The 25,076-nt window shown below is 61.3% G+C and carries 18 protein-coding genes and 1 tRNA gene; 9 read left to right on the plus strand and 10 right to left on the minus strand.

The window, feature by feature from the left end; genetic code table 11:
* The first annotated feature begins 32 nt into the window (after window positions 1-32).
* The 4 genes from RY831_RS21315 (at window position 33) to RY831_RS21330 (ending at window position 5,732) form a co-directional block, all read left to right on the plus strand.
* Window positions 33-2,330: a hybrid sensor histidine kinase/response regulator gene (locus tag RY831_RS21315; protein WP_326508393.1), complete on the plus strand. Its 2,298-nt coding sequence runs from the start codon at window positions 33-35 to the stop codon at window positions 2,328-2,330.
* A gap of 337 nt (window positions 2,331-2,667) precedes the next feature.
* Entirely contained in the window at window positions 2,668-3,519 is an 852-nt protein-coding gene (locus RY831_RS21320; RefSeq protein WP_326508394.1) for an AraC family transcriptional regulator, read from the plus strand.
* Window positions 3,516-3,887 (plus strand): VOC family protein, encoded by a 372-nt coding sequence (locus tag RY831_RS21325; RefSeq protein WP_326508395.1) that lies wholly within the window; start codon window positions 3,516-3,518, stop codon window positions 3,885-3,887. The genes RY831_RS21320 and RY831_RS21325 overlap by 4 nt, the downstream gene beginning before the upstream one ends.
* Before the next feature lie 438 nt (window positions 3,888-4,325).
* Window positions 4,326-5,732 carry a glutaminase gene (locus RY831_RS21330; RefSeq protein WP_326508396.1) on the plus strand — a complete coding sequence of 469 codons (1,407 nt, stop codon included), beginning with the start codon at window positions 4,326-4,328 and terminating at the stop codon, window positions 5,730-5,732.
* A gap of 128 nt (window positions 5,733-5,860) precedes the next feature.
* Here RY831_RS21330 and RY831_RS21335 read toward each other — a convergent pair whose 3' ends face one another.
* Window positions 5,861-8,281 (minus strand): penicillin-binding protein 1A, encoded by a 2,421-nt coding sequence (locus RY831_RS21335; protein WP_437126308.1) that lies wholly within the window; start codon window positions 8,279-8,281, stop codon window positions 5,861-5,863.
* 118 nt (window positions 8,282-8,399) lie between these two features.
* A complete protein-coding gene (locus RY831_RS21340) occupies window positions 8,400-9,695 on the minus strand; it encodes a cation:proton antiporter (protein WP_326508397.1) in 1,296 nt (431 codons plus the stop codon).
* A 230-nt stretch (window positions 9,696-9,925) separates the two neighbouring features.
* On the opposite strand from RY831_RS21340, the gene RY831_RS21345 reads away from it, so the two are divergent.
* On the plus strand, window positions 9,926-12,127 hold the full coding sequence (locus RY831_RS21345; protein WP_326508398.1) for a putative bifunctional diguanylate cyclase/phosphodiesterase: 2,202 nt from the start codon (window positions 9,926-9,928) through the stop codon (window positions 12,125-12,127).
* A gap of 52 nt (window positions 12,128-12,179) precedes the next feature.
* Here RY831_RS21345 and RY831_RS21350 read toward each other — a convergent pair whose 3' ends face one another.
* Together RY831_RS21350 and RY831_RS21355 are read right to left on the minus strand one after the other, a co-directional pair.
* Window positions 12,180-13,331 (minus strand): MFS transporter, encoded by a 1,152-nt coding sequence (locus RY831_RS21350; RefSeq protein ID WP_326508399.1) that lies wholly within the window; start codon window positions 13,329-13,331, stop codon window positions 12,180-12,182.
* Between the two features lie 125 nt (window positions 13,332-13,456).
* Window positions 13,457-13,532 (minus strand) — tRNA-Thr (locus RY831_RS21355).
* 162 nt (window positions 13,533-13,694) lie between these two features.
* On the opposite strand from RY831_RS21355, the gene RY831_RS21360 reads away from it, so the two are divergent.
* The gene (locus RY831_RS21360) at window positions 13,695-16,373 is read left to right on the plus strand and encodes a bifunctional diguanylate cyclase/phosphodiesterase (protein WP_326508400.1); all 2,679 of its coding nucleotides are present in this window, start codon (window positions 13,695-13,697) and stop codon (window positions 16,371-16,373) included.
* A 730-nt stretch (window positions 16,374-17,103) separates the two neighbouring features.
* Here RY831_RS21360 and RY831_RS21365 read toward each other — a convergent pair.
* Together RY831_RS21365 and RY831_RS21370 are read right to left on the minus strand one after the other, a co-directional pair.
* Window positions 17,104-17,991 (minus strand): CAP domain-containing protein, encoded by an 888-nt coding sequence (locus tag RY831_RS21365; RefSeq protein ID WP_326508401.1) that lies wholly within the window; start codon window positions 17,989-17,991, stop codon window positions 17,104-17,106.
* A 194-nt stretch (window positions 17,992-18,185) separates the two neighbouring features.
* Complete coding sequence (locus RY831_RS21370) at window positions 18,186-19,868, minus strand: hypothetical protein (protein ID WP_326508402.1); 1,683 nt, start codon at window positions 19,866-19,868, stop codon at window positions 18,186-18,188.
* A 412-nt stretch (window positions 19,869-20,280) separates the two neighbouring features.
* Here RY831_RS21370 and RY831_RS21375 point away from each other — a divergent pair, with 412 nt between their 5' ends.
* Window positions 20,281-20,769: an SET domain-containing protein gene (locus RY831_RS21375; RefSeq protein ID WP_326508403.1), complete on the plus strand. Its 489-nt coding sequence runs from the start codon at window positions 20,281-20,283 to the stop codon at window positions 20,767-20,769.
* Here RY831_RS21375 and RY831_RS21380 read toward each other — a convergent pair whose 3' ends face one another.
* From RY831_RS21380 to RY831_RS21395, 4 genes are all read right to left on the minus strand, one after another.
* Window positions 20,770-22,035: an RNA polymerase sigma factor gene (locus RY831_RS21380; RefSeq protein ID WP_326508404.1), complete on the minus strand. Its 1,266-nt coding sequence runs from the start codon at window positions 22,033-22,035 to the stop codon at window positions 20,770-20,772.
* Window positions 22,035-22,460, minus strand: coding sequence for a VOC family protein (locus RY831_RS21385; protein WP_326508405.1), 426 nt, complete (start codon window positions 22,458-22,460; stop codon window positions 22,035-22,037). The genes RY831_RS21380 and RY831_RS21385 overlap by 1 nt, the downstream gene beginning before the upstream one ends.
* A gap of 49 nt (window positions 22,461-22,509) precedes the next feature.
* Window positions 22,510-22,932 carry a YciI family protein gene (locus tag RY831_RS21390; RefSeq protein ID WP_326508406.1) on the minus strand — a complete coding sequence of 141 codons (423 nt, stop codon included), beginning with the start codon at window positions 22,930-22,932 and terminating at the stop codon, window positions 22,510-22,512.
* Between the two features lie 157 nt (window positions 22,933-23,089).
* A complete protein-coding gene (locus tag RY831_RS21395) occupies window positions 23,090-23,446 on the minus strand; it encodes a YciI family protein (RefSeq protein WP_326508407.1) in 357 nt (118 codons plus the stop codon).
* Between the two features lie 167 nt (window positions 23,447-23,613).
* Here RY831_RS21395 and RY831_RS21400 point away from each other — a divergent pair, with 167 nt between their 5' ends.
* Window positions 23,614-23,826 (plus strand): hypothetical protein, encoded by a 213-nt coding sequence (locus tag RY831_RS21400; protein WP_326508408.1) that lies wholly within the window; start codon window positions 23,614-23,616, stop codon window positions 23,824-23,826.
* A 100-nt stretch (window positions 23,827-23,926) separates the two neighbouring features.
* Window positions 23,927-25,015, plus strand: coding sequence for an endonuclease/exonuclease/phosphatase family protein (locus RY831_RS21405; RefSeq protein WP_326508409.1), 1,089 nt, complete (start codon window positions 23,927-23,929; stop codon window positions 25,013-25,015).
* The last annotated feature ends 61 nt before the right edge of the window (window positions 25,016-25,076 follow it).

Below are 25,076 nucleotides of genomic sequence, written 5' to 3' on the forward strand. Positions count from 1 at the left end.
TGGATCTTATGGCGCAATCGCACGATGAATCGTTGGCTGACTCACAGGAGAAGCCATTCGGTCCCGAATACCGGTTTCAGGCCCTGTTCGAGCAGAATCCCACCAGCATTCAGCTGCTGGCCGCCGGCGGCAGGACGATCCAGGTGAACAAGGCATGGGAAGCGCTCTGGGAAGTGCCGCAACGTCCGGGCTTGAAGGAATTCGTGCTGGGTTCCGACTATAACGTCCTGACCGATCCTCAGCTTCGCGCAAACGGCATCACGCCCTACCTCGAGCGGGCATTCGCCGGCGAATCGGTCAAGATGCCGGCGATTTATTACAACCCGGTGGAAATGGGGGAATTCGGCCGCCCGCGCTGGGTGACCGCCGTGGCACATCCGCTGAAGGACCGGGATGGATGCGTGCAGGAAGTGATGCTGATGCACGAGGACATCACCGACCAGGTCGAATCGCAGCGGATGCTGCGTGCCAGCGAGGAAAGATTCCGCTCGCTGGTGATGGCCACCAGCATCATGGTATGGACGACGACAGCGGACGGCCTGGCGATCGAGGATTCGCCGTCCTGGCGCGCCTTCACCGGCCAGAGCGTCGAGCAATGGCTCAACAGCGGCTGGCTTCAGGCAGTGCATCCGGACGACCGCGAGCATGCCTCGGAAATCTTCATGCAAAGCATCGTCAGCAAGGCCGTGTATGAAACCGAATACCGGCTGCGCCGCGCCGACGGACATTACTGCTGGACCTCGGCCAAGGCGGTGCCGGTGATGAATGCCGACGGCTCGGTCAAGGAGTGGATAGGCGCCAATACCGATATTACGCAGCGCAAGCAGCAGGAAGAAGCGCTGCGCCAGAGCGAGGCGCGCTTTCGCACGATCACGGATGCCATGCCGCAGATGGTATGGTCGACGCGCGCGGACGGATACCATGAATACTATAACCAGCGATGGGTTGACTTCACCGGCATGCCCGTCGGCTCCACCGACGGCGAGAAGTGGGAGAACGTCGTGCATCCCGAGGATCAGGACGCCACCTGGCGGATATGGGAGCACAGCTTGAAAACCGGCGAACCGTATGAAGTGCGCTACCGCCTGCGACATCGCTCGGGGCAGTATCGCTGGGCGCTCGGCCGGGCCCTGCCGGTGCGCGACGATGCCGGAAACATCGTCCGCTGGATGGGAACCTGCACCGACATTCACGACCAGAAGCTGGCCGAGGATGCGTTGCGCGAAGCCGACCGCCGCAAGGACGAATTTCTTGCCATGCTGGCCCATGAATTGAGAAACCCGCTGGCGCCGATCAGCGCAGCCGCCGAACTGATGGAAATGGTGCAGCTCGACCCCGAGCACATCAGGCGCACCAGCCAAATCATCAACCGCCAGGTCCGGCACATGACGAGCCTGGTCGACGACCTGCTCGACGTGTCGCGCGTCACGCGGGGGCTTGTCGACATCGAGAGAAAGCCGCTTGATTTCAAGCACATAGTCTCCAGCGCGGTCGAACAGGTGATGCCGCTGGTCCGAGCCAAGGGCCATCAGCTAACGGTGGAACTGCCAGCAGACGCGGTACGCGTCGCGGGAGACCAGAAGCGGCTGGTCCAGGTGCTGACCAATCTGCTCAACAATGCGGCGAAATACACGCCAGCCAACGGCAGCCTCCATCTGTGCATGACATCGGGCACGGAGCAGATCATTCTGCGCATCCGTGATAACGGTATCGGAATTACGCCGGAACTGCAGTCCCGGATCTTCGAACTGTTCACGCAAGCCGAAAGAAGTCCCGACCGCGCCCAGGGCGGACTGGGCATCGGGCTGGCGCTGGTAAAGAGCCTGGTGGAGCTGCATGGCGGCGAAGTTCACTGCAATAGCGGCGGCCTTGGCAAGGGCAGCGAATTCATCGTGACGCTGCCGCGCCCTCAGCATGAACACGAATTGCCGGATCATCAACATCATTCAAAGCCGAACCTGGTTGCAAGGCAACTCAAGATCCTGATCGTCGACGACAATGCCGATGCCGCGGCGATGCTGTCCATGTACCTGAAGAGCGCGGGCCACGATGTGGTGGTCGAACACACCTCGCGCAGGGCCCTGGAGCGCGCCCGCAGCGAGCGTCTCGACGTGTGTGTCCTGGATATCGGCCTGCCGGAGATCGACGGATATGAACTGGCTTCGCGCTTGAAGGCGGAAAACGCGACCGCCGGCGTCAAGCTGATCGCCATTACGGGCTACGGGCAGGAGCAGGACAGGCGGAAAGCTTTGGTCGCCGGCTTCGATCATCATCTGGTCAAACCGGTTGACACGGCCAAGCTTGCCTCGGTGCTGGCAGGATTGACGTGATGCTTGCCTCGCGTTGCCTGCCGTGATGAGAAAAGCCTCGCCGGCATCTCGCCGAATGCCGTGGCGGATGCCTTGTGCTTTGTATCCGTAGGCGGCGCGAGCGTCGCGTCATATTGGCAACGTCGTCCTCGCAAAGGAATTGATACGGACGCTCTGCTTGTGCTGTGTTGCGTTTGCAGGCATCGCCGCGCGCAGTCCGCCAAGAACGAAAACCGTTCCTGATTTCCAATTTGCAAGCTTGCTGCCATGCGCTCAAGGCAGGCCGAGGCGACCGTACACCCATTCGCAATCCGCGCTAGAGTGCATGACGGCACCTCCCGGAACCTGTACAACAGTCATGATTCCTCCAGCCTTGTCAACGAACGGTCTTCCCTCGCAGTTGTCGGTGCGCTATGCGCTGCCGGCCGCGCCGCTGCGTGCGTGGATCGATCATTACTGGCTGAGCCTCGACAACGACTGCCCCATGCATGCCATCGTGCCGGACGGCTCTATTGATCTTGTTATCCGGCAAGGACGTACGGACGCATCGGCCTGGGTGTACGGCACAACCACTGCGGCCATGAACACCGTGCTTGAGCAGGGCGCGCATTATGTCGGCATCCGATTCAAGCCGGGACAGGGGCGCCATTTTCTCAAGGCGGCGGCAAAGGAGCTGACCGACCACCGCGAATCCGTCTCCGGCCTGCTTCCCTTTTCCATTGCCCACCTGACAGAGAATGTCGGACAACAGGATATCTTTGCCCGTATCGACGCGGTGCTCCTGGCCCATGCGGCATCGGTGCCGTCCGCGCCGGACCGGATCGATGCCGCTGTTGCCCGCATTGCGGCGGCGCGCGGAATGTTGCGCATCGAGCAAGCGGCCGAGATCTTCGGCACGGGACGGCGCCAGTTCGAACGTGTATTCCTGGACACGGTCGGCATTGCGCCCAAGCTGTTTTCATCCATCGTCAGGTTTCATTGCGCCGGCCGCCTGCTCCTGGAAATGCCGGCCGCCCAGGCCACGCTCGCCGACATCGCCCATGCCTGCGGCTATGCCGACCAGAGCCACATGAACCGCGACTTCCGGCGCCTGGCCGGCATGGTGCCATCGGCCTATGCGCGCCGGCATGTCGCATTCGTTCAAGACGCCGCCGCGCCGGATGCCGACAATGAGCCTGCGTGTTCAACTCATCCGGGAGAACGGAAATGAAACTATGGTGCGGCGTCATTACGGAAAAGGTGGAGGAGTCGAGAGACTTCTATGTGCGCTTGTTCGGCTGCGAAGTGATCTATGAGGGCGAAGGCGGATGGATCGCCCTGCTGCAGCTGGGAAGCAGCGAAATCGGCTTCATGAAACCGGGGCTGGAGTCGCAGGCCAGGGTGTTCCGGTCGGCTTACCAGGGACAGGGCATGTGGCTCGCCGTCGATGTCGCCGATGCGCGGGCGGAATACCAGCGCATCCGGGAAATGGGCGTGCCGATCGCGCTTGAATTGCGGGACGAGCCTTGGGGCGACCGCCACTTCGTGGTCGTTGACCCCAACGGCATCGGCGTCGACGTGGTGCAGCGGCTGCAGTAACCGTTTCTTCGAGTCCTGCGGCGGTTGAAGAAGCAGTGGGAAGGCATGCCGGGAATGGCCCGGCATGTTCAGGGCGTCGGCGCGAATGAAATCGTTGAAAGAGATGGAACCGTCGCGGGATTCGCCACACACAGCAGGGTGCCGCGTGTTTATCTTGCAATCGCCCATGGAATAACCGACCGGCGAGGGCGATAAACCGCGTCTCCCTTTGTTCACCCACCTGATTCTTTGAAAAGCAAACCTATGTTTAGGACCGGTCTCACATTCGCCGTGACGTCCAGGGGGCGCCCTGTCAACAACGATACGGCCCAGCCGCAGCAGGCAAGTACCTCTTCAATTCAACATCAGCGCCCTGACGGCGAACGTCCGCCTAACCGTAACCCTGGAGCCAATGCAAGCCTTGCATCGAAACTGCGAAGCAGCATAGCCAGCCATGTCATGGTACGCGACAATAACGGCGGCATGATCAAGCCTGTCATTGTCAGCGAGCGCATGCTGAATGCATTGATCGATCGCTGGAGATCGCCGGAAAACAAAGGGTATTTCGTCCGCGGAATACCGGGTACCACTCCGCAGCACAACGTCCGGTCGATTACCCTGCTCGACCTGAAAACCGGGAAGTGCGTCACCGCCGGTACGCGGGATAATGCCGGCGCATTGGTAAAATTTTCGCAGCAAAGCATCTCCAAGTCGGTCGCCGAGGCGCTGGCCGTCAAGCTGCTGGCCGAAAACGGCGCCGCCAATGAAGTCAAGGCATTCGAGCGAATGGTCGGCTTCGATGCGTCCGGCCGTCCCTACAATGACCATGCGACGTATCCCGACCGTCCAGGCGTGCCTTTCAATAGCAGCGTGAACAAAGGAGCCCTCAAAACCTGGGACATCATCATCACTCAAGCCAAGAAGCAGAAGCGAGACCCGTTCGAGCTTTACCTGGGATTCGAAAGGCAACTTGCGGGGAATTCGACGCTCAACTTCAAGCAAGACATGGCGAACGGCGAGTTCAATTACAGGCCTGCAGAGGGACAGGAAAGCAACAATATGCAGATGCTTGCAGAGTTGCAGGCGGACGGCAGCCTCGACAACCCGCGCGAGGAAGTGTATCTGGCGTATTGCAAGGCGTGCGCGATCATGGTGAACACGGAGGATGCCGCGCGCATAAAAGCCGGCCTGCGCACTGGCAGATATGCGGGAACAGCCGGCCGCTTCATGTCGGCGGAGAAGGCTGAGGTGTTGACCCGATCGACAGCGGTGCACGGCATGTATGACGAATCGGGCCACATCTTCACCAATACCGGCGCCTCGGCCAAGTCCGGTGTGGACGGTGGACTGATCGGCAGCCTGCCCAGCAAGATCCATGGCAATCCGGACATTATCTTCGCTTCTCACCATGCGGCCCTTAACCCCAAGGGCAATTCGCTGGAGGGTAATCGATGGCTGGAGAAGCTATCCTCCATGCCCCTGATCTTTGCCGATGACAAGAAATTGTCGAAGGTCTCAACGCTTGCGAAGGGCGCGTTACGGAATGTGCGCGACAAGGCGGCGCCTGCCATCGCTGTTCCAGCGCGGTCGCCCGAGGCCATGGATCTGGAGTTGCGTGCGGGCATGGCGGACGGCGGCGTGCAGCGTCTGGAGGCTGCCCTGAATCACCGGCTCGGGGATCACTACAAGGGCGGGTTCTATCTCAAGGAAGCCAAGAGCGGGAAGTCGCTCAATGGAGCGTCGTTATTGCTCACGGAAACCGACAAGAAAGGCAATGACAAGCATTACTATCATGTCCCCGACAAGCACAATATTGAGAAGGTGATAGTGACGTGGGCTCTTCCTTCGGAATATCGGTTGCCTTAGTAAACCGCTGCAATCGAGGAAATAAGCCTTGGGGAGTTGGACCCTAGGGTAATTCAACTGCTGGCAAATGAAGTTACATGAACCAGGGAACGGTCCCGCAGTTGCCACAGAGAAGAATCGCATGAATATCAGCCGAAGATATCCAGCCAGCGCCGGATGCGGTCGAGAATGTCGGTGACATTCTGCTGCCATCCCCGATAGGTGCGCTCGATCTCGCGCATGCGGTCGATCGCCCGCTGCACGGCATCGAGCGGCGAGCCGGAGTCGGCCTTGCCGGCAGGCGGCGCCGGGTCGTCATCCGGGCCGGACAGGTTCCGGATGAAATCCCAGACGCGTTCCAGCACCGATTCGCTCGGCCGCGGGAACTGCGTCGCCGCGCTGATGATCCGGCCGCCCAGAGCCTGCTGGTAGAAATCGCCGACCACCGGCAGTGCGTTGTGCGCGCCCTGGCCCCAGTGGTTGCTGCGCATGGCGACCCGCGCATCGTTGAAGCCGACCCAGGCGCCGGCCACCAGGCGCGGATGCATCAGGATGAACCAGCCGTCGGCGTTGTCCTGGGTGGTGCCGGTCTTGCCGGCGACATCGGCTCGGATGCCGAAGCGCGTGCGGATGTTCTGGCCGGTGCCCTGGTTGACCGCGCCGCGCAGCATGTCGATCAGTTGTTCCGAGGTCTCGGTCGAGGCGGCGCGCCTGGAGTCGGACTCGAAGCTGGCGAGCACATTGCCGGCCTTGTCGGTGATGCGGGTGACCATCAGCGGCTGGCGGTACTCGCCGCCGGCGGCGATCGTGGTGTAGGCAGTCACCATTTCAAAGAGACTCACCGGGCTGGTGCCGAGCGCAAGCGCGGGCACCGGGTCGAGCGGGCTTTGCGCCACGCCCATCTTGCGGGCGAGGGCGGCGGTTTCCCTGGGGCCCGCCTCCAGCATGACGCGCGCGGTGACCGTATTCTTCGAATAGATCAGGCCTTCGCGCGCCGTCATCGGCTTGCCGGTGGGCGGCGTGACGTCGGCAGGCCGCCAGACTTCGCCGCCGGGCAGGCGCATCTCCAGCGGCGCATCCATGAACTTGCGGTTGGGCGACATCCCCTGTTCCAGCGCGGCGCCGTACACGAAGGGCTTGAAGGTGGAGCCTGGCTGCCTGCGGGCCGCGCCGACATGGTCGAACTGGTCGGTGGCGAAGTCGCGGCTGCCTACCCAGGCCTTGACATGGGCGGTGATCGGATCGATCGCCATGAAGCCGGCTTCCAGCCGGGTCTTGCGCGCTTTCAACTGATTGATGAACTCTGCATTGCCGCGCAGCTCGGCCAGCGCCTCATCGGCCGGCGTGCCGGCGTTGACCAGGCGGGCATAGGCCGGCGACTCCCGGATGGCGGCATTGAGCAGGTCGCCGCGGCTGCTCCAGAAATAGGCAAAGGGCTGGCTGCGCTGGCGACGGCTGACATAGGCCTCGGCGCTGGTCGAGAGCAGGCGTCCGGAAGACGTTGCCCATTCCACGTCCGCCACCGCTTGCAGCCGGTCCAGCTGCCGCTCGACGGCGCGGTTGGCCATGGCCTGCAGCCGCGTGTCGATGGTGGTATGCACCACCAGTCCATCCTGGTAGATGTTGTAGTCGTTGCGGTCGGCCCATTCGATGAGCCACTTGCGCAGATGCTGCGCGAAATGCGGCGCCGGTCCCAGCGCTTCCTGCTGGCGCTCGAAGTCCAGCACCACCGGGCGCGTCTTCAGCGAGTCAAAGCTGGCTTGCGTGATCACGTTGCGTTTGACCATCTGCGACAGCACCACATTCCTGCGCTTGATCGCTCGCTGCGGATTGATCACCGGATTGTAGTAGCTGGTGCCCTTGAGCATGCCGACCAGGGTGGCGCTTTCCAGCAGGTTGAGCTTGCTGGCCGGCTTGTCGAAGTAAGTGCGCGCCGCCATCTCGATGCCGAAGGCGTTGTACAGGAAGGGCACCGTGTTGAGATAGGTTTCCAGGATCTCCTTCTTGGAATACGCATGCTCGATCTTCAGCGCGGTGATGACTTCCATGATCTTGCGGTTGAGCAGCGGCTGGCGGCCGATCTCCTTCGGGTACATGTTGCGCGCCAGCTGCTGGGTGAGGGTCGAACCGCCTTCCGGATCCCCGATCAGCGCCCGCAGCGCGCCGATCACCATGCGCTGCGGCTCGATGCCGAAGTGCTGGTAGAAGCGGTGATCCTCGGTGGCGACCAGCGCGCTCACCACATGCGGCGACACCCGGTTCAGCGGCACCCATTCCCGGTTGATCCGGTTGAACACGGCGAGGCGCTTGCCGTCGGCCGACATCAACACGCTCGGCTGCTCGTGCCTTGCCTTGCGCAGGTCGGCGATGCTGGGCGTGAAGGGAATCAGGAGAATTGCATAGGCCAGCAGCAGAATGAAGACCGCGCTGCCCAGCAGCATCAGCGTCTTCAACGCCGCGAGCATGCGGGCGCGCAGCGGCAGGGCGGAATCGATGGTCTGCCGCAGCAGCGACATGAAGTACATCCGCAGGCGGCGGAATGCGGATGGCTTGACCGTATCTGTTTCCAAATTCTTTTCCGACTCGTTGGTTAGGCATTGCGCGTGGCGGGTTTTGCATCATCGCATCAACAGCGCCGGTGCTTCATGATCCGGCACATGACTTCTGCTGCGATACCGAAAGCCGCAATCATCGTCTCCAGAAACGGTCCATCAGCGGCTTGACGCTGATGCCGTGCACAAAAATCGACAGCATGACCACGGTCAGCACGATCTGGGTCAATTCCCGGGCCAGGGCTTCCTCAAGCCCATGCTGGATCGAATACATCAGGTAATAGATCGACCCGATGCCCCTGACGCCGAACCAGCCGGTGATCTGGCGCAGGCGATGCGAGGTGCCCGATCCCATCAGGCCGATCCAGACGCTGACCGGACGCGCGATGCAGAACACGAACAGGGCCACGCCGGCGGCACGCCAGCTCCATGAGCCGAGCACGATCATACCGCCGAGCAGCAGCACCAGGATCAATTCGGACAGGCGCTCGAGGTGCTCCTTGAACACCAGCGCCTCGGCGCTGACGATCAGCGGCGGTTCGTTGTTCGGCGCTGCATTGGCTGCCTCGGTTCGCGCGGGATCCTGCTCCAGCAAGCCCTGCTTGTCGCGCGGCGCACCGGCCAGCACCAGTTCGGTATGGCGCAGCGCGACGCCGGCGAAGAACACCGCGAGAAAACCCCAGGCCTTGAGCCACACGCTCAAGCCGTACACCACGGCGATCAGCCCAAGGCCGACCAGGTCGTCGAGCACTTCATGCTTGTTGCCACCGCCGCGCAGCTTCCATCCCAGCCGTGCCAGCAGGGAGCTGCCGCCAGCGCCGATCAAAATCGCGCCTACGGTCGCCCATAGCACGTCGCGCAGTAACCATTCCATGCCGAATTCGCCGAGCTCATGCAGCCCAAGCAGGCCGAGGCCCAGCATGACGAAGGGAAACGCACTGCCGTCGTTCATGCCGGCCTCGCAGGTCAGTACGAAGCGCAGCTGATCCTTGTCGCCGGCATGCCTGACCTGCACGTCAGTCGCCAGCACCGGATCGGTCGGCGCCAGGACGGCGCCAAGCAGGATGCCTGCGCCCAGCGGCAGTTCGAGAACGAAGTAGGAGAAAGCGGCCACCAGCCCAACGGTAATCGACATCGAGACCCAGGCCAGCCGAATCGGCGCCCCCCAGCGTTTCAGGGTCAGCGGCACCGGCATCTTCACCCCGGCCGAAAACAGCGAAATCAGCACCGCGATTTCCGTGAGCACTTCAAGCACGCCCGACTGCTCGATGGGATCGAAGCGGAACAGGTTCAGGAAGGTGGGCCCGAGCAGCAAGCCCACGCTCAGGTAGAAAATGGCCGACGTGATCGGCAGCCGCATGATGGTGGTCGCGGCAAGGCCGCGTGCCAGCATCAGCAAGCCGATCAACAGGAACCACTGGGCATTGGTCATGGAAATTGCCTTTGGAACAGGGCCAGCCCTTATGACCACAGGCATGGCATTTTATTCAATTCTTTGTTGAAGCTCAGACGAAGGAATGCCGGCGGTCTTGCACGACGCTTGCGTATTTCGTGGAAGAGTTCGAACAATCCATGAGGCAACTTAAAGAAGTGCGCTAAACCTGTTGTCGCGAGGGAACCACGGCCAGGGAAGTACGTCCTACAGAAAATTAGATAACTACAATGGACTCCTTTCCTTCCTTTTCCCCCGACCGCTATTCACGTTACGCCCAGTTTCTTGGCCTCACCGTGCTGGGAATCTGCGCTTTGGTTTTCGCCGGCTGGGCCTGGTATGAACCGATACTGACCGAGTCCGGAGTCGCTCTCTACCAGATGAAGGTAAACACCATCATCGGACTTGCGTGCGGTGCCGTGTCGCTATGGCTCCATATCGGGAAGCATCGCAGGCTCGCTGTCCGGCGAGCAGCGCGAGGGCTCGCGGGCCTCATGGCGGCAATCGGCCTGCTTAACATGATCCAATACCTGTTCGATGTCAATGTCGGCATCGATGAACTGCTGCAGCGCGATCCCTACACCGCCGCAAACCGGAATCCCGGGCGCATGTCGGTGCCGACTTCCTGCGGCATGATCATTACCGGCGCGACACTGCTGATGCTGCAGCAGAAGCGCTGGAGTTCGCGGGGCGTCAAGCTGGCCGCCGTCTCGATGTTTGCCTGGACCGGGCTTGCGGTGGCGTATCTATACGGCCTGGCTTCCCTCTACGAATTCAATGCTTACGGTGGCATTGCCATTCCGACCGTCGCCTGTTTCATCCTGCTCAACGCCGGCATCCTGCTGGCCCAGGCCCAGCAAGGTTTCATGTTTTACTTCACCAACCGCAGCTACGCGGGCCTGGCGGCGCGGCGGTTGCTGCCGACGGCAATCATTACGCCGATACTGCTGAACTGGCTGGTGCTGCTCGGCCATGAAGTGGGAATGATCGATATCCGGACCGCGCTCGCGATTGAAACCATCATCATCGCGCTGGTGCTGACCCTGGTGGTCGGCTGGTGCGCGCGCTCGCTGCTTGCCTTCGAACGCCTGGTCTCGATCAAGCAGTCGGAAAAGATGCAGGCGCTCGAAAAGGCGGCGCGCCTGGCGCATTATGATGGGCTTACCGGCCTGCCGAACCGCGTCCTGCTCAATGAAAGGCTGGGCGAGGCAATCAAGGCGGCCGGCCGCAAGGCAGGCAGCGTGTCGCTGCTGTTCATCGATCTCGACCGCTTCAAGCCGATCAACGATACCCACGGACATCAGGCCGGCGACAACGTGCTGATCCAGATCGGGCAGCGGCTCAGGGACGTGGTACGAGAATCCGATACCGTTGCCAGGCTGGGCGGCGACGAGTTCGTCGTGCTGCTTGCCGAAACGCGGGCCAACGACGATGCAGGCCTCATCGCCGGCAAGCTCATCACCGCCATCGAGCAGCCATACAAGGTGGGAGAGGATGAAATGTATTTGTCCGCCAGCATCGGCATCAGCGTGTTTCCCAAGGATGGCATGGAACCGCAGGCGCTGATGGAGCATGCCGATGCCGCGATGTACTATGCCAAGTCGCTGGGCAAGCGCAATTACCAGTTCTATGCGCCGCACATGACGCATGAAGCGGTGCGCCGCGCCAGCATCGAGCGCCAGATGCGCATCGCGCTCGAGGAAGGCGGCTTTGCGGTCGAATACCAGCCGAAGGTGTCGGTCAGCAACGGCCGCCTGATCGGCGTCGAGGCGCTGGTGCGTTTCAAACCGACCGACGGCCGGCCGCCGATATCGCCGGTGGAGTTCATTCCGATCGCCGAAGAAAGCGGCCTGATCGTACCGCTCGGCAGATGGGTGCTGGAAGAAGCCTGCCGCCAGAACAAGGCATGGCAGGACGCGGGCTACCTGCCGCTGCAGGTCTCGGTCAATGTCTCGGCTGCGCAGTTCCGAAGCGGCAATTTTGCCGACCTGGTGCACAATGCATTGAAGAGCACCGGCTTGAGCCCGGCCTATCTCGACCTGGAGATCACCGAAACCACGGTGATGCAGAACTTCGAATATGCCATCAAGCTGATGCGCCAATTGCAGGGGCTTGGCGTGAGCGTTTCCATCGACGACTTCGGCACCGGTTCGTCCAGCCTCAGCAAGCTCAAGCTGTTTTCGGCCGATACGCTCAAGATTGACCGATCATTCATCCGCGACCTTCCGGATGACCGCGACGATGCCGCCATCACTTGCGCGATCATCGACCTGGCGAGGAACCTGAACCAGCGCGTCATCGCCGAAGGCGTGGAGACGAAGGAACAGTTTGCGTTCCTGCAGGAGCATGGCTGCGATGAAGTGCAGGGCTTCTACTTCAGCGCGCCCCTGCCGGCCGAAAAGTTCGAGAGCATGTACGCGCGGCAGTGGTGAGGCTTTCACCATTGCCGTTGACGGCTCGCTGTTGTTGAGCTTTGGTTGAGGTTTACTGATCGTCGGATTTCGCCGGACGCCTGCGCCGCGCAAAGGCGGCGCCGCAGGCCAGCACCGCGGCCAGCGTCCAGAACACCGGTATGGTGCCCACCACCGCTCCCAGCGCGCCGAATGCGGTGGGCAGCACGGTCTGGCTGGTATTGATCAGCGTTGAACGCACGCCTACCGCTTCTCCTGTCCGGCCGGCCGGCGCGGTCTCATGGATCAGGCTCATGATGGTGGGCAGCGCGGAGCCCAGACCGAGGCCGAGAATGAATGCGAGCAGTAGTAGCACCGGTACCGATGTAAACAGCGGAAAGAGAAGATAGACGGCGCTGGTCAGGCCGAGAGCGCCCACCAGCACGCCCCATTGCGACACGGACAGCATCAGCCTGGGTATGGCGAGCCTCACCACGAACGTACCGACGCCGAAGGTGCCCATGATGAGCCCGATGGTGGAGGCGGAGAGGCCGATGCGCGCGCCCTGGATCGGCACCATGAAAGTGAACAGGTCCCATGCCATCGACAGCAGTCCGCTGGCAACGAAGACCGCTCGCAGCGGCGCATGGCCAAGCAGGTCCATGAGGCGCGGCTTGTTGCGCCCTGCCTCGGCTTTTGGCGCAGGCTGTTCATTGCGGCCGAAGCGGTGGAGCACCAGCAATCCCGCCACCGGGAACAGCGCAAGCAGCAGGAATGCCATCCGATGACCGACCGCATCGATCAGCAAGCCCGATATGACAGGCCCCAGCACGGTGGACACCGAGAAGCCCAGGGCCAGCATGGAGAAAGCCCGCGTGCGATTCTGCGGCGTGCTGGCGCGGCCGACCGCATTGTTGATCGCGAGATGCGCAATCATGAAGCCCGAACCCAGCAGAACGCTGGCGGCGCACAGCATGGCCAGCGAAGGCATGAGCGCCGCCGCCAGCGAGCCGGCGCAGAGCATCAGATTGGCGATCAGCGTGGGCCGTGCGGCGCCTGTCCTGTCGGTCCAGCGGCCGGCATGCACCGAGAACAGCATCGGGATGACCGCCAGCAGGCTGATGATGAGGCCGACCTGAAAGGGCGTGGCTTGCAAGTCGATGGCGAGAAGGGTGAGTGCGACGCGGCCGCCGGTGAAGGCGATATGCGCAAGCACCATCATCAGGATCAGTGCGATCAGATTCAAGGCAGCAATGCGGGAGGCATGTCGTTGGAGGTTGGCCCAGTATACGGCAAGCGGCGGCAACGGGCCTGATGGCGGCCAAGACGTGCATGCGAGGCATGACGATATGGCCGCGCGGAGCGCGAATATGGTGCCAGCTGAAGGACTCGAACCCCCTCCCTGCTCATTACATTTGAGCTGCTCTACCCGATGAGCTAAGCCGGCATGGGTAAAGAATAACAAGCATGAAGTCCCGGGATTTGAGATGACACAATAGCGCCTTCTATGTACGGAGCCGTACCAAGCCTCCGGCGTGGCTGCGATGAGTGCTGACAACTTTATCGGCCCCATGCTGTCCATCAAAGACATCAACCAGATATCCGCTCCATGCCTTCGCATGCCCACCGCATAGTTGGACGATTGAAGTCGGCACGCGAGGCCTACGGACATCTGTGGCCGATGCTGCTCTGGCTGGCAATCGGAAGTTCGGTCATCTATCTGTTATGGGCCTTTACCCTGTCGCTGATCGGGGTGGAAAGACGCGAGGCCGAGGCCGCGGCGTTGCGGCTGTCGGCAAGCCTGTCGCGTGCCTATGCGGCGCAGCTGGAAAGAACCATCCAGGAAATCGACCAGCTTACCTTGCTGCTGCGTTATTCCTGGGAAGAGCCGGGCGCGAGCGTCGATCTCGAGCGCCAGCGGGATCGCGGGCTGTTTCCCGCCAGCGCGCAGCTGTATGCGACGGTGCTCGACCGCCACGGAAATATCGTCAGTACCACAATGCAATCGCCGACGCGGCCCAATTTCGCGGACATGCCTTTTTTTCAGCGGCACAGCGCCAGCCCCGACGGCGGCTTGCACATCGGCGAGGTTAGTCCCGGCAGGCGGCTCGGGCGCGAAGTCGTCCGGTTCACGCGTCGCATGAACGACACGGACGGAACTTTCGACGGCGTTGCCGTCATCGTGGTGGAGCCGTCCTACCTGACCGCCTTCCATGACGCACAAACGCTGGGCGTCGGCGACTTCGTTTCGGTCAGATTCATCAACGGCGCCTTGATCGCCACGAAGACAGGCGCCCAGCCTAGCAAGATGTACTACCGCAAGGACCCGGTTTTCCCATCGGATACGGGAACCGAAATCGAACCGCGGGAAGAATTCGTCGACGGGCAGGCGCGTTTCCTGTCCTGGCAGCGGCTCAACAGGTACCCGGTCGTTGCGCTCGCCGCCATTGCGGAAAAGAATGCCTTCGCCGCCTTCGAACACACCGCATCCACCTATCGCCGCTTCGCCTATGCGATCAGCGCACTGGCCGCCGCCTTCACCTGCGCCGGTATGTTTTTCACATCGCGCCTGGCATGGCGCAAGCGGCGCGAGGAGGAAATCCAGGCGACCATGCGGCTTGCCACCGATGCCGCGAACGAAGGCTTTTACATGCTACGGCCGGTACGCGGCAGCAATGGTTTCATCACCGACTTTCTCTACGTGGACTGCAACGAGCGCGGCGCCGAATTGCTCCGCCTGCCGAAAGCCTCCCTCAAGGGACTGCGCTTTTCGGAGTTCGTACCCAAGGAATATCGCGAAGACCTGTTCGCCCTGTTCCGGCGCGCGCTCGACAGCGGCTTCCATGAGGACGAGTTCCGGGTACCGAAGGACAGCCGGCTGCAGGCGACCTGGGTGTACCGCAGGATAGTGCGTTCGGGAGACGGATTGGCGCTCACGATGCGCGACATATCGCAAGCCAAGGAACATGAGTTCGCGCTGTCTCGCCTGGCCAATACCGATGCGCTGACGATGCTGCCGAACCGGCACTGGCTGTCGGCCTTCCTTCCGGAGGCACTGCGGGGCAGCGACAGGCGCGACAGCTCGCTGGCGCTGCTATTCATCGACCTCGACAATTTCAAGAATATCAACGACACCCTCGGCCATGACGCCGGCGACGAGCTGCTGCGCTCCGCCGCCGTCCGCCTCAAAAGCGTGCTGCGCGCGAGCGATCATGTGGTGCGCCTCGGCGGCGACGAATTCATCGTAGTCCTGGAAAACGTCGAACTGGTGGACGACGTGTCGCGCGTCGCATTGCATATCGTCAGGGTCATCGGCGAGCCGTTCACTCTGGGCGCGACCGACGGCCATCATGTGAATGCCTCCATCGGCATCAGCCTGTTTCCGCAGGACGGAGGCGACAGCGACACGCTGCTCAAGCATGCCGATATCGCCATGTACGCCGCCAAGGCGGCCGGCAAGGGACGCTATCATTTTTATCATTCCCACCTGTCCGACACGCTGCTGCTCAAGCTGGACAAGGAAAGGGCGCTGCGCGACGCGGTCGCTTCCGACCAGTTCGTGATGCATTACCAGCCGCGGGTGGAAGCCGTCAGCGGCAGGCTGAGCAGCATGGAAGCGCTGGTGCGCTGGAAGCATCCGGAGCGCGGAATGATCTATCCGAACGACTTCATCGGCCTGGCCGAAGACACCGGTCTCATCATGCCGCTGGGGGAACTGGTAATCGAGAAGGTATGCGCGCAGGTGGCGGAATGGAAAGCCTGCGGCATGGCTATCGTTCCGGTATCGCTGAACGTGTCGGCGCATCAGCTGCGCAACGAGCGGCTGGCGGGATTCATCGAGGATTGCCTGCAGCGGCATGCGATCGAACCGGCGCTGATCGAAGTCGAGCTGACCGAATCGGCAATGCTGGACAACAGCGTCGCGTCCCGCCGCCAGCTCATTGAACTGCGCAGGCTGGGTGTCAAGCTGCTGATCGACGATTTCGGCACCGGCTATTCTTCGCTGGCCCAGCTACATCAGCTCGACGTGGATGTGCTCAAGGTCGATCGGGCATTCACCACCGCGCTGGCGGACGGCAATGGCGAAGTCATGTTCCGCGCCGTGACCTCCATGGCCGAGGCGCTGGATATCCGGGTCGTTGCGGAAGGGGTGGAGACCGCCGAGCAATTGCGCAGCCTGCAGCGGCTGCATTGCGATGAAGTGCAGGGTTACCTGATCGCTCGGGCTCTGCCGGCGGCGGAAATACCCTCGCTGTTTACGCAGCGCTTCCTGTTTGCTCCGGCATAAACATTGAAATCGGACCAGGCCTGAGTTGCATGCCGGAAAAGTGCAAGGAAATGGATGAGGTGAACAGACGTCGCCGTGCCGGCATCAATGGTCGCGCGGCAGCGACCACAGCATTGCGCCGACGGCGCAGGCTATGTAGAAAAGTATGACCCATTGCTCATAGACGCTTAGCAGAAGAGTTGACATGTGTCCTCCGTAGTGAAGACACAGCATGACGGTTTGTTACAACAAGGTATTGAGCAGCCGCAAGTTTTCCTCGGTGCTTCTTCAATGGTAGGAAAACAGCAAGGGCAGGGGCGGAGGTGGGAATCGAGACTTGGGATGGGAAGTGAACCGGTAAGCGCCTATTGAAGCGCTTACCGGCAATACAACTTTTTGCAGCCAATCGGCGACCGTCGGAATCAGCTTCCGAGATAGCTTGCGAAAGCAACGGCGAGCGCGGAGACCGAAACGGAAGCAATGGCAGTACGGACAAGAATGGCGGTCAGATCACGAATCAGCATGGCGGAGCGGGCGAAAACAGAAAGGGTTGGAATTGCCCAGCAACAATATCACTGCGATGTGCCCCGGTAAATGGAGGAAGATAAACTGTCTGTGCTTCGCAACATAAATTTTCGAGATTATCCCGCTGTTTATGATAGGCCTGTTAAATCCCTGCATGGAAGGCTGGCGCGGTGCCGCTTCGGCTGCCTGATATTTGCCGCAAAGGCATGCCATCGAGGAAAGCGCTCTAACGCGATGCGCCGAAGACCTGCGTCCAATAGATTTGCAGATCGCTGCGCGGCTCGACGGCGAACCACGCCCCCATTTCCTTGAAGTCCTTGTTCATGATATTGGCGCAATGACCGGGACTGGCCAGCCAGCCGCTGACTGCGTCCTCCGCCGATCCCTGTCCGGCCGCGATGTTCTCGCCGATCCGGCTCCAGCGATAGCCGGATTGGCTGGCGCGCTCACCGGCCTGCGCGCCGCTCCTGTCCTTGTGCCGGAAATAGTTGTGAGTTGCCATGTCGCGGCTGTGCGCCTGCGCCGCCTTTGCCAGCCTGTCGTTCCAGGTCAGCGCCGGCACTGGCGGGAAGCGCTTGCCGCCGCAGCTGCGCGGTCGGGCCCGGGCGGCGTTGACCAGCGCAAGAACCTTCCTGCCGGCGGCGTCCGGATCGCCCTGATCGGAAGCCAGCAATGGCTTGGTCAGGACCACCTGCCAGGTATCGCCGTAGCGCGCGACGCCGACGTGCGTGTACTCCGGCTTTGCCAGCGACCTGCAATAGCGTTCGCTGATGGCCGCCATGGCCGCAGTATCGTTCTGCGGTCCGCTGATGACGATGGCTTCGGCGAGCGCGGCCTGATAACCGGCGTTCTTGAATGCCTGCTGCAGGTCCGACCCGGAAGACAGGCGCATTCTGTCCAGGGCCGGGTCCGGGACGAGCGGACCGGCGACGCTGCGCGGTGCGCCGGCGCAGCGCCCGGATGACTGCCGGTAGGCGTTGATCAATTCCGCCAGGCGCCCGGCATCGGCCGCTTGCGCGTGCATTCCCGAAGCCTGCAGGATGATGCCAAGCGCCAGCCCGCACCAGGCCGGCGCGCGCAGCGCCTTCTCTGCGTTTTGATTGATGGATGTCATATGCTGTCACGCCAATGGATTTGCATTTGATACTACCGTCTCCTGCAAGACCCGATTAGGACGTCGATCACAAGGGCGTCACTTTGCAAGGTTTTCGTTTTCGTTCGCCTGATCGGTATCCCCAACTGGAAGAGCGGCCCATCGGACCCGGATATGAAAAGATGGATACGGACAGAATTCATACTCGGAAGAGTTTAATTGGCGCTCGTGAAATCATTGGCGGCCGCGATAATGAAAGTGGAGGCTGATCCAGGAAAAATCTGCCGCCCTTGCCATAAGTGGCTTCCATCTTTGTTGAGCACGCCCAACATTGCCGACTTTCCTCCGTCAAGGTTGTAAGAGGCGCCGGGATGACCGTTGAGCCGGTCAAGTCTTGCCATTAGTGATGAAAGTTCCGGCAAGGACATTCCGTCCCAGCTGCGGATATCTTCACGAACAAGCACCAACCGCGTACGGTCATCATAGAACGTCGGTTTGGAAGCTTTTGAGGTGGAGGCCGGAAGGCTGATTGCGCTTCTCGGATTTGGTTGGCCTGCGTGACCAAGTTGTCCCGGCAAATCCGTGCCTCGACTATATTGATACTTCGGTTTCTTGAGTTGACTTGGTAGAAATTTCGCCTTTCCGCCCTGGGATAGAAGCGGTCCGACCGTGACGAATGAGCGATCATCGAAAGCAATCCGATGATAGTCGCGCCGGTAATCCGCCGGAACGGGAACATGAGGAATAGGCGGTGCTCCCGGTATCCCGGCCTCGCCGATAGTGGCGTGAGACGGCATGCCGGGTGCTGTCATTTGACCCAGGTTGAAGTAAGACGCATTGACATAGACGACTGTGCCATTCGAAGGCCGATAGCTGCACAGGATTTCACGAAGGGACTTATCCTTGACGGCGTTGGAAACAAGTCGGTCACTTGCTGAAACGTGGAAGCTGAAGAGCCTGTTGCTAACTGCCAAATAGTCCACAATCTTGGGGCCCCTTTCAGTCTTCAACCCACCGACGTGCAGACGTTGGAGGAAATCTGCATTGGCGCGCAAGGCAACATGAGTGATTCCCTCTGCGATTTTCTCAACGGTTAGCTGTTTTCGAATTTCTCTCCCGCGCAACTGGGCCTGCAACTTGATGGCGAAGCGGTCTCTTTCCGGGTTGGCGGATGTGGCACCGGTTTGAGCGCCTGTCATTCCGGCCTTTCCCTTTCCCTTGTCCTGTGCCGCGGAGAGTCTTTTTAGAAGAGCAGCTGGTGCGCCCGGACTGCATGCCTCCTCACGGATCTTTTTCCACGTCGCCTCGTGTATGTCGGCTGTTGTGCGCCTGCCGCCGTTTCGTTTTTGAAGCGGCTGGGCATTGAGTGCCGAAACGTAGGCCAGTGCGGCTGCGCGCAAATTCGGAAAGTTGGCAAGTGCATGAGCACCTGACAGGAAACGCTTTACCCGCTCGTCCAATTCGGCGAGCCGGATGGACAGGTTCGCGGGATTAGCCGTCGTTACTTGTGTCAAGTGAAGTTGCGCTTCGTCGCAAACAGCGCGCGTCGTTCCCGCCGTACTACCGTTGTTCCGCTCGGCGGCAGTCATTGCCTCGTGCAGTTTTATCGCCGTGTCGTGCAAGGCCAAGAGCTGTTTGAAATTTGGCTCTCCCGCATCGGCAGTGTAGGCATGGCAGGCGTCCTTCAGATGCCGCAGTGCGGATGCGACAATCTGATACTGTTCAAGTGCTCCCAGTGCTGTCGCAGCGGAAGGAGATGTGCTCTCGTTGACGGGACCATGTGCGCCAAGCGTCGGTTTGAATTTCACATTGACGCATGTTGCAACAGGAGAAGCGGGAATGCTGGGCATAGGTCGAAACACCGGGGAAAATCCAATAGAGATAAATACCTGGCTCATGACATTAGCCAGTCGATTGTCAAGCAATTAAGCAGTTGAGCAAGGCACGTATGAGTAGATGGAGACGGCGCATAGTTCCATCAAATAAAAACGGCCTCGAAGTAACTGCCGGTCAGTGAGCACCGAACCGGCAAATGGCGGCAATCTGGTTCGTTTGGACTATTTGAGACAGCCTCACTTGGATCCGGTCCTTATTCCATAGGCTTCGCGTTCAAACCTGTTTCTTCGTTCCCGGCAACCACCGCAGTGGAACCGGCCGCCGGAGGCTCAGGTAGCAGCGCGCTTGGAGTCCCATCTGCATCTTTATTCAGGGATGTCATATGCGGTCATGCCAGTTGAGTTACATTCGATATTGCCGTCTTCTCCAAGACCCGTTCCAAAGCCTGATTCCCCAACCTTCTTCCAAGAGACCATGCCCGCCGCCCTTCGCAACAAGACCCTGCCTGTCTATATCGTCAAGCCGTCGAAGGTGCACGGCACCGGCGTGTTTGCGCGCCGCCGGATCGAGCCCGGCGAGTGCATTATCGAGTACAAGGGTGAACATATTGCATGGGATGAAGCCTTGCGCCGTTCCGAAGCCAAGGGCGGTCCGCTGAACCATACGTTCTTCTTCACCCTGTCCAGCGGACTGGTCATCGACGGCGGCAGCCAGGGCAATGATGCGCGCTTCATCAACCACTGCTGCGAGCCCAACTGCGAAGCGATGGAACATGAAGACGGCCGGGTGTTCATTTATTCGCTGCAGGAAATCGCGCGCGGCGAAGAGCTTCATTACAACTATGCGCTCATCTACGATGGCCGCCATACCGCGGCGGTCAAGCGCGCTTTCGCCTGCCATTGCGGGGCGCCCGGCTGCACCGGCGTGATGCTGGCGCCGAAGCGCGGTTCCCGGCGCAAATGACTAGAGTTTGGCAGCACGTTCCAGAAGCAGCTCGCGCTCGCGCACATTGCGCGCGAGCGCGGCCGCCCGCGTGAATTCGGCACTTGCTTCCTCGTTGCGCCCCAGTTTGGCCAGCAGATCGCCTCGCACGCTTGGCAGCCACTGATAATTCTGCAGCGAGCGTTCCTCCTGCAGGGCATCGATCAGTTCAAGCCCAGCGGCCGGGCCGTATGCCATGGCGACCGCCACTGCGCGGTTCAATTCGACCACCGGCGAGGGACTGACCTGAGCCAGCGTGCCGTACAGCGCGGTGATCAAGGCCCAATCGGTATCGGCTGCGGCGCTCGCGCGTGCATGGCAGGCGGCGATGGCGGCTTGCAGTGCGTACGGGCTGCGCAGCTCGCCCAGTGCCTCCACCCGCTGCAGCGCCGCGAGGCCGCGGCGAATCAGCAGGCGGTCCCAGCGGGAACGGTCCTGGTCCATCAACAGCACCGGCCGTCCTTCGGCATCGGTGCGCGCCTTGGCGCGCGATGCCTGCAACTCCATGAGTGCGAGCAGGCCGAGCACTTCCGGCTCGGACGGCGCCAGCTCCGCCAGCATGCGTCCGAGCCGAAGCGCTTCGTCGATCAGCGCGGGCCGCATCCAGTCTTCACCGGCGGTGGCGGTGTAGCCTTCATTGAACACGAGATACACGACTTCCAGCACCGAAGCCAGGCGCTTTGCCAGCGCATCGCCGCGCGGCACCTCGAAGGGCACGCGCGCCTCGCCGAGCGTGCGCTTGGCGCGCACGATGCGCTGCGCGATCGTCGGCTCCGACACCAGGAAGGCGCGGGCGATCTCGTGCGTGGTCAGGCCGCCCAGCAATTTCAGCGTCAGGGCCACCCTGGCATCGGTCGACAGCAGTGGATGGCAGGCAGTGAAGATCAGGCGCAGCAGATCGTCGCCGATCTCGTCTTGCCTGGCCGCGTCGAGCGCGTCCACGAAGTCGGGCACGACCAGGGCTTCCTGCGCCTCCAGGTCATGGCCGATCTGCGCAAGCTTGCTATCCTGCAGCTTGCTGCGGCGCAGATGGTCGAGAGCCCGGTTCTTCGCGGTGGCCATCAGCCAGGCACCTGGATTGTCCGGCACGCCGCCGGTGGGCCAGTGCTCGAGCGCCGCGACCAGCGCATCCTGGGCCAGTTCCTCGGCAAGGCCGATGTCGCGCACCAGGCGCGCCACCCCTGCGATGATCTTCGCCGATTCGATGCGCCAGACGGCGTCGATCGCCTGATGCGTGGCCGAATGCATCAGGCGTTGCCGGCGTTGCCCGGTGCACCAGCGGCTGCCATGTCCATGTAGGCCAGCTCCCAGACATGGCCATCGGGATCCTCGAAGCCGTGCGCGTACATGAAGCCGTGATCCTGGGGCGGGTTCGGCGCGGTGCCGCCGGCGGCCAGCGCCTTGGCGACGAGTTCATCGACCCTGGCGCGGCTGTCGCAGGACAGGCAGACCAGCACTTCTGTGGACTTGGTGGCGTCGGCCACGGGCTTCCTGGTGAAGGTCTGGAAGAAGCTCTCCACCAGCAGCATCACGAAGATATTGTCGGCCACCACCATGCAGGCGCCCTGGTCGTTGGTGAATTGCGGATTGAACGAAAAACCGAGACGGGTAAAGAATTCCCTGGAGCGGTTCATGTCCTTGATAGGAAGATTGACGAAGATTTGCTGTGTCATGGAAGGTCTTTCCGGATAAGTGAGTGACAGGTCAATGCCGGTATCGGCATCATTGCGCTGCGACGGTGCCCACGCTCAAGGCGCGGAACTTGTCGAGGCCATCGCTTGGCGGGAGATCTTCCAGCTCATATACCTGGCGCACTTCGATCTCGCAGTCGGCGCCATTGCCATGCGGAGCGGGGAAGCGGCGTGTCCATTCCAAAGCCTCCTGCCGCGAGCGCACCTGGATGAGGGTATAGCCGGCGATGAGCTCCTTGGTCTCGGCAAACGGACCGTCCACCACCCTGCGTTCGCCCTCGCTGTATTGAATGCGCCAGCCCTTGGAGGTCGGTTGCAGGCCGGAGGCGTCCAGCAGCACGCCGGCCTTGGCGAGCTGCTCGTGGTAGTCCGCCATTGCGGCGACCAGCTTGTCCTCGGGCATGGCGCCGCGTTCGGAATCGGCTGTGGCCTTGATGATGATCATGTAGCGCATATCGTTCTCCTGGTGTCCCGATCCGGGAGGACATCTCCCGGAAATCCGGCGTTCAGCAACACGACGAACGGGCGGTTCCGGAATCGACACGGCCGGTGGAAAATTTTTGCTGCTGACAGATTGTTGTCGGCAATGACCGCGGGTTCAACTGTTCCTGTCAGGCTTCATAACAGGGCGCCAGGCTGCGGACCTCGACCGTGCACCATTCCGCTGCCGGGCAGCGCGCCGCCAGGGCAACGGCTTCTTCCTTCGTGTTGCAGTTGACAAGAAAGAAACCTCCCACCATTTCCTTGGCTTCCGCAAACGGTCCATCCATCAACTGCGCCCGGCCATCGCGCTTGCTGACACGGGTTGCGCTTGCCTGCGAGGCCAGCGACTGCGCTCCCAGCAGCAGCCCTTCCGCTTGCAATTCATCGGCGAACCGCAGCATGCGGTCATAGACCGCCCGGCCTTCGGTTTCGCTGCGGGTCGCCCGCTGGCCGTTCGGCTCCAGAATCAAAAGCATGTAGGTCATGTGCGCTCCTGTCAGTGTTGTTGAATTTCTAGGCTGGTTCGGCAAAATTGCAGCAGTGATTGTACCGGCGCGTTCCGGATGCGAGCTCGGAGGCATGCAATTTTTGTGGCCCGGCATGTTCCAAGGAATAATGACGCCGGCAAGTATTTCAATCACCGAATCCATCCATGGCCGTATCCGATTCCGCACTGCACAACATCCGTAGCCAGGCAAGCCTGCGTACCAACCAGACTGCGCGCAAGCTGTTTGAAGCGCTGCATCAGGCACCCGAATGGAATCTGGAGCGGGAAGGCGACGGTTACTGGAGCGTTCCGGTCAACGTGCGCTGGAATGCGTTTCTCCTCGGCTGGTACGCCAGCCAGGAAACCGGCAGCTGGTGATGATGCCGAAAACGCCGGGAGTGATGCCCGGAGACCTTGACCGGCTGAAGGCCTTGCGCATGCTCATCACGGCAGCCGGTGTCTCGACGACAATACGAACATGTCCTTTGCCGTTATCCTGATATTGGCTGCCGCGCTGGTGCTGGCAACCCTTCTGCCGCTGTCGCGCTCGACGCACTGGTGGATCCGCGACCTGGACTTTCCACGGCTGCAGATTGCCGCCGCCGGTACGGCCTTGCTGGTCGCCGAGTTCTTTTTCCTGAACCTGACGGACGTCCTCGATGATGTCATCATTGCCGCCACCCTTGGCTGCATTCTTTACCAGGCATGGTGGATCTTTCCTTATACGCGGCCCTATCCGAATGAAGTCAGGCTGTGCGCGAGCGACGCGCCGCAGGAAAACCGCATCCGGGTCCTTGCCTCGAACGTGCTCGGCACCAATCGCAACGCCGCCGGGCTGATCGCGCTGGTTCGCCAGCATCAGCCCGATATTCTGGTCACGCTGGAATCGAATGCATGGTGGCAGGCCCAGCTCGACGTCCTGGAAGCCGAGTATCCCTACACCATCAAGTGCCCGCTGGAAAATCTATATGGCATGCACGTTTATTCGCGGCTGGCGCTCAAGGGGAGCGAAACACGCTTTCTGGTAGAGCCTGACATTCCTTCGATGCATACCAACGTCGAGTTGCGCTCGGGTCAGCGGATACAGGTGCATTTTCTTCATCCGACCCCGCCGAGCCCCACGGAAAACCCCGAGTCGGCCGCGCGCGACGTTGAGTTGCTGATGGTCGCCAAGCATGTGGCCAAGCTCGATTGTCCGATCATCGTCGCCGGTGATTTGAACGATGTCGCATGGTCGAGTACGACCCGACTGTTTCGAAAGATCAGCGGCCTGCTCGACCCGCGCGTTGGCCGGGGCATGTTCAATACCTTCCATGCCGACCACTGGTTCATGCGCTGGCCGCTGGACCATCTGTTTCACAGCCGCCACTTCACCCTGTCGTTCATCAAGCGCCTGCCTTCATTCGGTTCCGACCATTTTCCGGTTCTGGTCGAACTGGTCTATGACGAACCTCGCGGGGCCAGCCAGGAAGGTTTGAATGCAGATGCCGCGGATGTAGAACTGAGCGAGGAGCGCATCGCCGAGGAGTCCGCGAAAGTCCTGGAGATACAGCGTCCGCGCACTTGATACGGAAGCAGCCTGCTTTATGCTCCAGCCGCGTCGCCGATGCCGCGTCAATGAAGATGCT

The sequence above is a fragment of the Noviherbaspirillum album genome, assembly GCF_035916955.1.
Taxonomy (GTDB): Bacteria; Pseudomonadota; Gammaproteobacteria; order Burkholderiales; family Burkholderiaceae_D; genus Noviherbaspirillum; species Noviherbaspirillum album.